Origin of the sequence: Alistipes sp. UBA1686 (genome assembly GCF_002320215.1) — a bacterium.
In the GTDB taxonomy this organism is placed as follows: Bacteria; Bacteroidota; Bacteroidia; order Bacteroidales; family Rikenellaceae; genus Alistipes; species Alistipes onderdonkii.
The window spans coordinates 15,467-28,221 of record NZ_DCKA01000012.1 but is presented as its reverse complement, the minus strand read 5'-3'; the positions used below and the strand labels follow the sequence as shown (position 1 = coordinate 28,221).

Genomic DNA, 12,755 nt, shown 5'->3' with positions numbered 1-12,755 from the left:
TTAATCGGTTAGTTTCACCCGTATCGTCGCGCCGGGTGCCGCGCGGTATATTTTCGGTTTTGCGCCGGGCCGGGCCACCGTAATGCGGAGCCTGCCGTCCGCCTCGCGCCGGGCAGTGATGTCGAAATCGGAGCGGAACGCCCGGATATGGCGCAGGGACATGCTCTCCCAGGCAGCGGGCATGGAAGGCGTGAGGTCGAACGACCGCAGCCCCGTGGGGCGGATGCCGAACAGGCCCTCGGTGATGATGCGGCAGTAGAGCCCGCTCTCGGCCGAAAGGTGGCGCTGCGAGCCTTCGGGCCACGCCTCGATGGGATAAGGCACATGGTCACCCAGCAGGCGCCGCTGCGAATAGCGGTGCAGCAGTTCGGTCGCACGGTCGGCCTGCCCCACGTTGTAGATCCCGCGCAGGGCGTAGAGCGTCGAGCGATCCCAGAACGTCGAACCGCCCTGCTGGGTCAGCAGACCGTCGTCGGTCATCAGCTCGGGGCCGAGCAACGCCCGGACGGTGCCTTCGCTGCGCTCCTTCAGCCCCACGATCAGCGGCATGCAGATCCACGAGCGCAGCAGCGTATTGCCTGTATAGTAGCGGTAGGTGTCGTACCCGCCGACCTCGCCGCCGAAGTGCGCGTCGATAGCTCGGGCGAGCGCCCCGGCCTGTGCGGCATAGCGGGCGGTCTTGGCGGATTCCACGCCCAGCTCGCGGCCGAGCGACACGGCCGACAGCAGTGCATCGTAATAGAGCGTCGAGGTGCAGAGGTTGGCATCGCCGGTGGGGAAACGCCCCTCCAGTTCGTCGGTGTCGGAAGCCACGACGCCGTCCGCCGTAAGCTGGCGGCGGCAGTATTCGAGGCACCACCCGACGAGCGGCCACAGCTCGGCAGCCTCGGCACGGTCGCCGCGCGCAAGGGCGTAGCGTGCCGCCCCGCAGGCGATCATCGCGGCGTCGCCGCGGTCGCCCGCGCCGTTCCAGATGTCGTCGCCCTCGGCGATGACCGAGCTGGGCAGCGGTTCGTATGCGGGGTTCATGAAGCGGGCGAAATGGCGGAACGAATTGAGCGCCGAGGCATTGCCCACCCCGTAGCCCAGAAAGGGGAAGAAGGGGTTGACGTATTCGGCCTGGTCGTTGGCCCAGATGGCCGCATAGTAGGATTCGCCGCCGGGGGCGTGCATGTAGCCGCCCCTGGTCGCAACGATGCTCTCGGCGGCCCGCAGCTTGGCATAGCGGAATTGGGTGTCGATCACCGGGTCGGGGGTTTCGAGCACGAGGTTCGCGTCGATGCACTCCCTGACGAACGCCTTCCGGGCGGCGAACTCGGCCGCCACGTCGGGGTGCAGGGGCTCTCCGCCGCCCGGGTAGGCCTGGAACACGGCGTCGAACGCAAGCGAGTCCCCCGCGGCAAGCGTAAAGGTGCCGCTGCCCGCGATGTCGCCCCGCACAACATAGCTGCCCGTGACGCCCTTGGCCGGGTCGGTCGTTATGACCTGCGAGAATTCGGGTACGGAAACCGTCAGCGGCTTCGCCCCGACGTTACGCAGCATATAGCGCTCGCACATGAGCGGCAGCGTGCGCGAAGGGAAGATCGTACGCGTCATCTCCACGACGGGCTCGGGTTTCATGTCCCGCGCCGAACCGACGTTCATCTTGCCCACGCCCCAGAGGCTCCGTACCTCCAGCGCACCGTCGATGGCCACCTGCCCGACCCGTTCGTCCTGCAAAGCCAGGCCGTTGACGCCCAGCAGCGAAGGGATGTCCGCGGCCATGCGGTACATCAGGCTGGCGTGGGTGTTGTTGGGCAGGGTGCGCAGCAGGGGGAAGACGAGCGAACGTTCCTGGCGGAACGCCCCGCGCGAGTCGACGCCCCAGCGGAGCACGAAGGCCATCCGCTCGCCGCTCATCTCGATGTGGTCGTCGTGCGGGATATCGCTGCCGACCTTCCACACGATGCCCCGTCCGTCAGGGGCGATCTGCCAGCGTTGTCCGCATACGGCAACTGCGGACAGCATGAAAATGCAAGTCAGTAAGGTTCTTCGGGTCATAGTTCGGTGTTTAGTGATTGAGAGCCCTAAAGATAGCAATTATTCGTCAATTCCTACGGTGCGCACCAGTCCGCAGCCGCGTTTGAGCCGCAACCGGAGCGTATGCTCCCGCTGCCCGGCAAAACGGGCGTTCTGCAACTCGTAGAGCGGCAGCCAGCCATAGGCTTTCACGCCGTCGTATTCCGCCTCGACCAGGCAGTTGCAATAACGCACGCCAAACTCCTCCTCGGGTTCGAAAATTCGCGCAACGGGAACCGTACAGCGTCCGCGGCGGTCGGTCGCGGCCCCGGCCTGCGGCTCGGCGGTCACCGTATAGGTGTACCACCGCACGGGATAGAACCGCACGACAGCCCCTTTGGCCGGGCTTGCGTCGGCATCCGCCACCTCGATCCGGATACGGTCGGGCAACACGCCCGCCACCAGGTCGTCGATGTCTACGTTGCGGTCGGCGGCATGGTCGATCATGTGGACGGCATAGTCGCTCCAGAGCTCCTCGCCATAGGGATAATTCATGATGCACCGCACGCCGGAAAACGCCTGTCCGTTGACGGGGTTCTTGTCCGCGTCGACCTTCATGGCATAGATGTCGGGGACGCCCCGCGCATGACCGAACTCGTGGATGATGCCGTCGATGGCGTTCTTCTCGAACGGGCTGTTGAAACGGTCGTTGTGCGTGCGCGAATGGTAGATGGCCTGGATCCCGTCGCCGTACCAGCCGCCGCCCGTCTCGCGGGGATCGGACTTGTAACCGTCCATCACCACCAGATAATCGTGGTCGGGATGGGGCTTGCGGATCTGGTCGGCCGACACGCCGTCGTAGATGTAGAAGGCGTCCCAATCCACCACGAAATCGTAGACCGCACGCAGCTGCGCCCCGTAGTTGAAAGCACGGTTGACGCGCCGGAACATATCTTCGGTCAGTTGCACGACCCGGTCGCGCCCGCCCAGCGAATCGACCGATTCGCGGTCGATGCCGACCTTGACGCGGAAGGTATAGACCGGTTGTGCGGCAGCGCGGAACGCGGCGGCCACGACCAGGGCCAGGAGGGCTGTTCGCAAGGTATTCATCGGCATCAGTTTCTAAGCGATTCCTCGATCAGGGCCAGTTCCCCGGGCGTATAGGTCGCCGCCACGACATCTTCGCCCGCGGCCTTCGAAACGTAGGAGAGGAAGAAGAGGAATTTGTCGTAGGGCGTCTCGAGCCCTTCCTGCCCCGAGTCGCCGAGCGCGTAGAGTTCGCGGAACGCCTTTTTGTAGACGTCCCACCCGTAACGCTCCTTGATGCGCAGGAAGGTGTAATGCAGGGCATCGCCGTTGTTCTTGGGGATGCCGGCGCCGATGGTTTCGTCGTAGAAAATCTTGTAGTAGTTGATTACATCGGCACCCCGGTAGCAGATGTCGCGCTGCGACATCGTACCGTCGCACGCTTCGAGGGCATAGGACATGCGGAAATTGGCGAAAATCTCGTCGTTCCAGTTCCAGCGTCCCGTACCCGAAATGTTTCCCTGCGAGAAGACATGGCCGATCTCGTGGATGATGCCGAAGCCCCAGTCGCCGAACTCGACCGTGCGGTCGAGCAGCTTCGACACGGCGACGTGGCTGTTCCACAGGATCGGGTTGCCGGCCAGCGCCCAGTAACCGGGTTCGATGCCCGGCGTGTTGAGGATCATGATTTTGCGCCCGTCGAAGGGCACGTCGCCCACCAGGTCGCGGTAAGCCTCGTACGTGCGGTCGAGCTTCGAGAGCCAGGCGTCGATGTCGGCATCGGAGACGGTCACCTTGTCGCGGTCGAGTTTCAGCACGATGTGTTCGCCCTCGCGGGTATAGAGGGCCTCCTCGGGCGCCGGCGTGACCTTCACGTTGTCGTACCATACCGTCCCCGAGGCCTTGCCTCCGTTGTAGGTGCCCCAGGGGAATCCCAGGCCGCAGCAGACGACGGCTTCGCCCTGCCGGTCGGGCACGAAATCCAGATACACTTCCGTCCAGTCGTTGGTGCCGTAGGCGAACTCCGAGGCATTCCACGACTGTTCCAGTCCCTCGGGGTCGAGGTAGAGCACGGCGCCGCGGCCGTCCTGCACGCTGTCGCACTTCATCAGCGCACTCAGGCGGTAGAGCTTGCCGGGATGCAGCCCCGTAAGTTTGTGTTTGATGGCCAGGGCGGTCTTTTCGGCGCTGGCGATCTTCACGCATCCGCTGCCGTCGGCACCGCCTTCGGGCAGGTATTCGACCGTGCCGGGCACCTCCCCGGCGTTATGGTTCCAGTAGCGCGCGAACCTTTCGGGCCGGTCGAAATTGTCGGAGAAGACCTTGACCTTCGAGCCGAAGGCGCACAGACACAGCACGCACGCTGCGACGGCGGCGAGTAGAAATACCACTCTCTTCATTTTCGCATTGGGTATTAATTGCCGCCCGGCAGAGGCGACGCATCGCCCCGCGACGGGATACGGCGGTTATTATTGCAACTGTTTGCGGATCGAAGCCAGCTCGGCCTCGGTGAAATACTGCGCTCTGACATCCACGTCGCGCCCGGTCAGCCGGGTAGCGTGCTTGGAAAGCAGCGAAAGCAGGTATTCGAACTTGTCGTATTTACCCGAGGGCGCGCCGCCCGTGGTCGTCAGTTCGCGGAAAGCGGCCTTGAAAGGTTCCCAGCCGATGCCGCCCGGGCCGGCCAGACGACCGAGCATGTAATGGATGCCGTTGTCGTTGACCTGCGTGTAGACCGTATTGTCGTAATCCTTCTTGTACATGTCGAGAATCTCGCGCCCGGTGTAGACCCGTTCGTCCATCCAGACCTTGCCCTGGTTCTGTTCCAGGCCGTACTGCATCCGGAAATTGGCGAACATCTCGTCGTTCCAGTTCCAGCTCGAATTGCCCAGGTTGAAGACGTGCCCCAGTTCGTGCATCAGGCCGAAGCTCCAGGTGCCGTGCTGCGCCAGCTCCTCGAAGGTCGAGGTGACGGCCGAATAGTTGCTGCTCCACAGGATGGGATAGCCCGCCAGCGCCCAATAACCGCTTTCGAGCCCGCGCGACGAAAGGATCGCCAGCTTGCGCCCCTCGTGCGGGGTCGCCCCCACCAGGTCGGCATACGACTCGTACATCCTGTCCAGGTTGGCGATCCACTCGGTGATCTGCGACGCCGAGGCGTAGACCTGCGAGGGTTCGACGAAGAGGCGGATATGCTCGCCTTCCTGCATGAAAAGTTCGTCGGTGACCTTCACCACGCTCACGTTGTCGAAGTAGGCCGTGCCGGTCGAATAGCCGCCGTTGGTCGTCCCGCCGTAACGGAACCCCAGCGAGCAGACGATCTCGGCAGTCCCGTCGTCCTGCGAAAGGAAGTCGAAATGGAGCGACGTCCAGTTCCTGAGGTTGGTGCCGTAGAGGAATTTCGAGGCGCCCCAGAACTGCTTCTGGGACATGTCGAACAGGATGGCGCCGCGCCCCTCGTCCTGCGGAATGTCCGAATATTTGACCTTGGCATACATGCGGTACATCTGGTCGGGTTCCAGCCCCGTAAGCTTCTGTTTGATGCCCACGCCGCAACGGCCGTTCTCGGGGAACTGCTGGATCTTGATGCAGCGGCTGTCGTTGACGCCGGCACCCTCGACCACCTCGACCGTCACCTTGCCGCCGTTGTGGAAATCGACGCGCGTCCAGCCTTCGAGCCCCTTTTCGAAGCCGCTGTTGACGACCTCGACGGCATTGGGATCCACGACGGGCGGCACGGGAGGTTCGGGCCCGGGCTCGCCGTCACCGTCGCCGCCGCACGACCAAAGCGCCGCGGCCGACAGGACTACGCACAAAAAGAATCGCATTTTTTTCATAATCGGTATATTTAAAATTCAATCATTTCAGGGTTTTCAGCGCGGCGATCTGTGCCGGAAAGGTTACAGGCCGGAGCAGCCCCCTGCCAGCAGGGCAGCGGTTGCCGATGGCCGGGGGATACCCTGTGTACCCCCGGCCATCGGCCCTGCCAGACCGTCAAAGGTCTGCACGGTTGGACAGTACCACTTCGATACCGAATCCGCCCGTCGCGCCGTACGCACCGTCCATAACCCGGAGGTTGAAATAAATATCCCCCGTGTCAGTGTCCAGATAACTGCCGGAATCGACAATCTGGTCATAACCGTCAGCTCTTTCGTTGGGACGATCCGAGAAATCGACGAGTACCCGCCGATTGGGATGTCCTGCGACCGTTTCGTCCGAAATATTGAAGTAAATCAGGCCGCCTGTCCACGTCTGGTTGTAATTGATGATGTACTTCTGCTTCTTCGCATTCCGCGACTCGGCATAGCCGTCCTGTCCTGCGATGAAAATAGCCGGTTTCAGAACGCGGTTGCTTTTTTCTTCGCCCCAGACTTCCTTGTCGTAGGTGCCCTTGAGCGTCTTGTTCACCTCGATGTAGAATGTCGACGGGCCCGTTACGATCGTGCCGTCCACCAGTTCGCTGCTCTTGAGGGTCAGCGGAACCATGTATTTATCGGCGCCGTCGTAATCCAATTCCGACAGATCGAGCTCGAACGAGAGTTCGCCGTATTGGCTGCCGGCCTGAATTTCAGTCGGGGTAACGACCACCTTGGCGGCATCCAGCGTCTTGAATGCAGTCCCGTGCTCCGTGTTGTAGGTTTCGACCTTCTCCGGTTCGAATACGAAGTCGACAGGCTGGCCGACAGTCATCGGGGAGTTCATCTGTACCCTGATTTTTCCCTTGCCCGACGTTTTTGCGAGGTCAGCGACGTTCGTTACCCATATTTTGAGTTCGGACATCTGAATCAAGACATAAACCGGCTCCCGCTGGACGACCGAATAGTCGTCGGAATGCATTTCGAGCGGCAGCAGGTAGGTGCCCTCACCGCCGATTGCAGCGCAATCGAATTCGATGCGGCTCTCGATTTCCAGCGTTTCCGTATCGAAATCCGATTCCTTGATTTTATAATACTGCTCGGGCAACAGCTGGTAAGAGGTGCCGTGCTCCTCGTTATAGGCATCGACTTTCGATGCATTGACCCGATAGCCGATTTTCGCCACCTCCAGCGTGTTGAAATTGGCCGTGGCGTTCAGCGTAATTTCCTGCGGCAGCGGAATGGTCGGAATGAACTCCAGCTGCGGCATCTGTTCTGGCATCTCCACCTGCACAATCGGCTCGACGATGCTCAAACGCAACAGCGCCTGCATCATCGAACCGCCGTCCTCGACGGGCGTGGAGGCATTGGAAATACGGATGGGGAGCAGCATGTTGTTGGCCGCAGCCATGCCTTTGGCCGCAATCAGGGCTTTGGGATGTATCCGCACGGAAATATCGACGGACTTGACCGTACTTGCAAGTTGCGCATTCTTCGGAATGTCGTAGAACTGTGCTTCCAGCAGTTTATAGTCGGTGTTGTACAATTCGTTGTATTCGGCGAGCAGCGTTTCGTCCACCACGATATCCAATTCCAGTTCTTTCGACAGACCGGCAGTTCTCGAAACATTGATGACGGTTTCGTAGTCGTCATAGATGGATATGGTATTGACCGTGTACAGCCCGTTCTGTTCGAAAACCGGGTCGGGCAGAATATTTATGTCCGAATACTCCACGTCGCAGCCGGTGAAAGGCAGCGCCAGGGCCGCGAGCGCCAGTATCTTAAAAAACTGTTTCATAGCGAATTTTCCATTTTTAAGTTTAACATGTGTCCGGCTGCGGCCATCAATAGTAGGGCGCCTGCACCAGCTGCGTGTTGAGCATGATCTCCGAAGACTTGATGGGCAGGAAGTAGTGCTGGATGTCGAAGCGCTTGTTGGCCACCTTGGTCAGGGTGAAGAACGCCGGGTCGGTGGCACCCGTACCGCGCGACATGTCCAGTCCGTATTCGTCGTGGTTGAACTCGCCGTCGGGGCCATGGGCCGTGAACCAGCGGCGCACGTCGAAATAGCGGTTGCACTCCCACGCCAGCTCGATCTTGCGCTCGTGGCGGATCATCCCGCGCATCTCGTCCTGCGAATAGGTGCCCTCATAGGCCGGGATGCCGGCACGGGTGCGGATTTCGTTGAGGTAATAGAGCGCTTCGTCCTGCCGGGAGGTGCCGTAGTACTCATTCAGGGCCTCGGCATAATTGAGGTAGACCTCACCCAGGCGGATGATGGGGAAAGGCACGTTGAGCATACGCGTCGCCTCGCTGGTCTGCTTGTTGCTGCGGTAATCCAGCGGGAGGTTCTTGCGCACGGAGAATCCCGAGGTGTTCTTGTCGCCCGGGGTGCTGCCGTTGCCGCTCAGCCCCGAGTACCAGAAATCGACCACGCCGTAGCCGTCGGCATCCTGGTAGCTGTCGGTCTTGTTCTCGTAGGCGTACGACAGGCGCTGGTTGGGGAAGTGAACCGAGGCATAGAACCGCGGCTCGCGGTCGACGAACATCCAGAACGTATTGGCGATGGTGCCGTTGCCGGCTTCGGCCGAGAACTTCTTGGAGGCGAACCACTCTTCGAGCGGGCGGCTCGGGCTGCCGTCGGCCATGAAGAAATCGTTGATCATGCCGATGGCCAGCGAATAGCGGCCGTTCCAGCCGTACCAGCGCGCCGGCAGGGCGCACATGCCGTACCACTGCACCGAGTTGGGGTGCCCCCAGATGATCTCGGTATTCTTGCCGGCGCCCCAGGTGGTCGTCACGGCGCGGAGGTTATCCACGATCTCATCGAACGTAGCGTCAGCGGCCGGTTTGAGCAACTGGTATTCGGTCATGTCGATGACCGTCTTGGCGGCATCGGCGGCATCCTTCCACAGCTCCTTGTCATAGGTCTGGGGCATGAGCACCGTGCCGTCGTGATTCGTCCAGTTCTTGTAGGCCGAATTGCCGTTGAAGAGCGGGCTGGCGACCATCAGCAGCATGCGCGACTGGATGGCCCGGGCGGCACCGATGGTGGGGAGCCCCAGCGTGAATTTCTCGTCGCGGGCGGCGGGCATGCCGTTTTCACAGGCCCAGTCGATCTCGCCGTTGATCCAGCGGACGCATTCGCCGAGCGTGTTGCGCGCCTGCGAAGCCCCGATCTGGTCGGCCGAACGGCTGGTCTCTACGATGGGGATCGGGCCGTAGAGGCGCAGCAGCAGGTAGTGGTAATAGGCACGCATGAAGCGGGCTTCGGCACGCATCGTGCGGCGGTCGATCTCGCCCAGTTCGGCGCACTTGTCCACGTTTTCAAGGAACAGGTTGCAATGGCGGATGGCCTGGTAGTAACGCACGAAGAAATAGAGGTTGTAGCCCGTATAGCCGTAGTAGTTGTCGGGGCTCATCTTCCCCTCGGCGATATTGCGCACGTGCGATTCGAGAATGTAGGCCGATTCGTCGGTGCACCAGAAATAGGGAATCTGGCCGCTGTAATGCATCTCCTGCACCATGAAATCGTCGCTGTAAATGCGGTTGTACCACTTGGTGGTCTCGATCTTGGACGAGAAGATCTTGTCCATCGAGTTCAGGTCTTCGGGATCCTGATCCAGATAGTCGGCGCAGCCGGTAAACAAAAGGAGCGACGCGAGCATTAAATATACGATATTCTTTTTCATTCTTTAGGCTGTATTAGAAGGTTAAATTCACACCGACGAAAACCTGGCGCTGCATGGGATAGGCATCGGCACCCGTCTCGGGATCCCAGTAGTCGGAGATAAATTTGCTGACCGTAAACAGGTTCACACCCGTGGCATAGATGCGCAGCGAGCTGCACCGGAGCTTGCTGGCCCAGGCCGAGGGCAGCGTATAGCCGATCTCGACATTCTTCAGGCGCAGGTAGCCGCTGTCGCGCTGCCACCAGGTCGAAGTCTTGTAGTTGTTGGCATCGGCGCCGTAGGAGAGACGGGGCGAGAAGGCGTGCGGATCGGGGTTGTCCACCGTCCAGCGATCCTTGAACATGGTCATCACGTTACCCATGAACTTCGGGCCGCGATCTGCCTGGAACGGGTAGAAATACCAGCCGCCGCTCAGGTAGGAGGAACGGTTGGTTCCGCCCTGGAAGAGGAACGAGAAGTCGAAGCCCTTGTAGTTGAGCGACGCACCGAAACCGTAGACGATCTCCGGCATCGCGGGGTTGCCGATCCACGTCATGTCGGCCTCGGTGATCTTGCCGTCGTCGTTGAGGTCTTCGTAGCGGATGTCGCCGGCACGCAGCTGCTGCTTGTCCAGGCCGAACTGCGTATAGTAGTCGGGCATGTTGTCCAGCTCCTCCTGCGAGAAGAGGTGCATGGCACGGTAGCCCATGGTCAGTCCGTAACGCACGCCGCGCTGATCCTGCCACGGATAGGCATAGTACTTGCCGTCGTCGATCACCTTGTTGCGGGCAAAGGTGAAGTTTCCGCGGACGGAGACGGTGAGGTCTTTGCTGAAACGCTTGACGTATTCGGCCGAAACCTCGAAGCCGCGGTTCTCCATCAGACCCATGTTGGCGTAGTTGGTATAATCCTTGGGAAGCCCCGAAATCTCCGAGAACTGGGGTGCGAGGAAGATGTTTTCACGCCGCTCGTAGAAGAAGTCAGCATTGATTTTCAACTCGTTGAAAAACCCGGTTTCGATACCGACGTTGTATTTGGTCGACACCTCCCACGTCACGTCCTGATTGGCCATGCGACCTTCGCCGATACCGCCGGCTCCTTGGTCGAAGTTGACGCCGAGGTTGCCGTAACCGTTGGCGCCGCTGTTGATCGTAGCCAGGTAGATGAAACGCGTACTGGGAATCTGGTCGTTGCCGACCTGCCCGACCGACGCACGGATCTTGAACCACGTCAGCACCTCGCTGTTGCGCAGGAAGCTCTCCTCGGAGGCCACCCAGCCGATAGCCACGGCGGGGAATACGCCCATGCGCTTGCCCTTGGCGAAGTTCTCCGAACCGTTGAAACCGATGTTGGCCTCGATCAGGTAACGCTTGTCGTAGGCATAGGTAAGACGGCCGGCAAGGCCGAGCGAACGGTTGGGCAGCGACTTGAGGTAATCGCTCGTAGCCTCCTGCAACCGGTAATCCTTGGCGAAGCCGAGCAGCAGGCCGCCGACCTCGTGCTTTTCGCCGAACGTCCGGCTGTAATTGATCGCCGCCTCGACATACTGCGTACGGGAACCGTTGCCGGACTGTTTGTAATTCAGGTACTCCTGTTTCTGGTCGGCCTGCCACTCGGTGCGGATCAGTTCGCCGTCCTGATCGCGTCCCGTGGCCTCAAAGAAGTTGATGTTGCGCGCACGCTCCTCCACCGAATAATTCACGGCGTCGTAGGCGTAGCTCACCTTGGCCGAAAGACCCGGGGTGATGAACGAGAAATCCTGATTGATCGTCAGGTTGGCGCGAAGCGTATTGCCGGTGGTCTTCTTCCAACCGCGCTGCGTGAGCATGTTATAGGGGTTGTTCAGGCCGTCGCGGCCGGCCAGCTCGCCGTCCTTGAAGCGGACGGGGAAAGCGTTCGGCGCCGCGTTGATGATGTCGCGGTAGATGGCTGCAGACCCCTCGACGGGCTCCATGTTCTCGGTCACGTTGCCCTGCACGCCGAGGTTCACCACCGTGGTCTTGGTGATGTCCATGTCGACGTTGGAGCGGAAGTTATAGCGCTTGTAGTTGACATTCTCGCCGTAACGGCCGATCTTGTCGCTCACCCATGAATATTCGCCGGGTTTGACAGCATACTGCCCCTCTTGGTTGTAGAAGGAGAGGGCCGTGAAGTAGCGGGCGAACTTGCCGCCGCCCGAGATGTTGGCGCTCACCTTCTCGGAAAGAGACACCTTTTTCATAAGGAGCTTCTGCCAGTCGACATCGGGATAGACCTCGGGGTCGGTCTGCATGCGCATGGCCTTGATCTCGTCGGCGCCGTATTTCAGTGCCGCCGAGGCATTCACGGCATCCACCGCCTCGTTGAACATTTCGGAGCGGGTAGCGGCGTCGACGAACGACAGGCGTTTGCTGGCGAACGAGAAGCCCTGCTCGTAACGCAGGTCGATCCGGGCCGGGCCGTCGAAACCGCGGCGCGTGTTGACAAGGATAACGCCGTTGGCACCGCGTACGCCGTATACGGCCGTGGCGCTGGCGTCTTTCAGGACGCTGAACGACTCGATCTCCAGCGGGTCGACATCGTTGAGCGGACGCTCGATGCCGTCGACCAGGATCAGCGGATCGGGGCTGCCCGTAAAGGTGGCGATACCGCGGATCCAGAACTGGGCGTCGTCTTTGCCCGGCTCGCCCGAGGTTTGCAGTGCGACGACGCCCGCCAGGTTACCGGCCAGCGTCTGGCTCAGCGACCGCACGGGGACACGCAGTTCCTCGGGCCGGATCGTGGAGATGGCCCCCACGACCGATTCGCGTTTCTGGGTACCGTAGCCCACGGAGACAATTTCGACGCTCTCCATGCCGATGGCCTCGGGCTTGAGCGTGATCGTCACCGACCCGGCGCCTTTGGACGACACCTGTTGCGCCTCGTAACCGACATACGACACGACGAGCGTGACGTTGCGGTCGGTATTCTTCAGGTTGAAGGTACCGTCGACATTGGTCGCCGTGGCGATCGTGGTACCTTTGACCATGACCGTCGCACCGATGACCGGCGCACCGGTCTCATCGAGCACACGTCCGGAGATGCCGGTGGTCTGCGCCCACAGCAACGACGCAGAGAACACGGCTGTCACAAGTAATAGTGCTTTCCGGGAAAAACGGTTAGTAGAAAAACTCATACACACTAATTTTAAGGTTAAAAAATAGGTTTGGTTGGTATCCCGGGGGAC

At 60.8% G+C, this 12,755-nt stretch carries 7 protein-coding genes; all 7 read right to left on the bottom strand.

Annotated features, from left to right (window positions below; all coding sequences use genetic code 11):
* The 7 genes from B3C38_RS04385 to B3C38_RS04355 all read right to left on the bottom strand — a co-directional run bounded on the left by B3C38_RS04385 (position 1) and on the right by B3C38_RS04355 (position 12,659).
* Positions 1 to 2,040, bottom strand: coding sequence for a hypothetical protein (locus tag B3C38_RS04385; protein WP_286725720.1), 2,040 nt, complete (start codon positions 2,038 to 2,040; stop codon positions 1 to 3).
* Between the two features lie 39 nt (positions 2,041 to 2,079).
* A complete protein-coding gene (locus B3C38_RS04380) occupies positions 2,080 to 3,108 on the bottom strand; it encodes a hypothetical protein (RefSeq protein WP_277092735.1) in 1,029 nt (342 codons plus the stop codon).
* Positions 3,109 to 3,113: 5 nt separating this feature from the next.
* Positions 3,114 to 4,424: a M60 family metallopeptidase gene (locus tag B3C38_RS04375; RefSeq protein ID WP_055203691.1), complete on the bottom strand. Its 1,311-nt coding sequence runs from the start codon at positions 4,422 to 4,424 to the stop codon at positions 3,114 to 3,116.
* Positions 4,425 to 4,493: 69 nt separating this feature from the next.
* Positions 4,494 to 5,861, bottom strand: a complete 1,368-nt coding sequence (locus tag B3C38_RS04370; protein ID WP_141405413.1) for a M60 family metallopeptidase — start codon at positions 5,859 to 5,861, stop codon at positions 4,494 to 4,496.
* A 157-nt stretch (positions 5,862 to 6,018) separates the two neighbouring features.
* Positions 6,019 to 7,677 carry a DUF1735 domain-containing protein gene (locus tag B3C38_RS04365; RefSeq protein WP_286725710.1) on the bottom strand — a complete coding sequence of 553 codons (1,659 nt, stop codon included), beginning with the start codon at positions 7,675 to 7,677 and terminating at the stop codon, positions 6,019 to 6,021.
* 46 nt (positions 7,678 to 7,723) lie between these two features.
* Complete coding sequence (locus B3C38_RS04360) at positions 7,724 to 9,571, bottom strand: RagB/SusD family nutrient uptake outer membrane protein (RefSeq protein WP_286725708.1); 1,848 nt, start codon at positions 9,569 to 9,571, stop codon at positions 7,724 to 7,726.
* A 13-nt stretch (positions 9,572 to 9,584) separates the two neighbouring features.
* Positions 9,585 to 12,659 carry a SusC/RagA family TonB-linked outer membrane protein gene (locus tag B3C38_RS04355; RefSeq protein ID WP_055203684.1) on the bottom strand — a complete coding sequence of 1,025 codons (3,075 nt, stop codon included), beginning with the start codon at positions 12,657 to 12,659 and terminating at the stop codon, positions 9,585 to 9,587.
* Positions 12,660 to 12,755 lie beyond the last annotated feature (96 nt).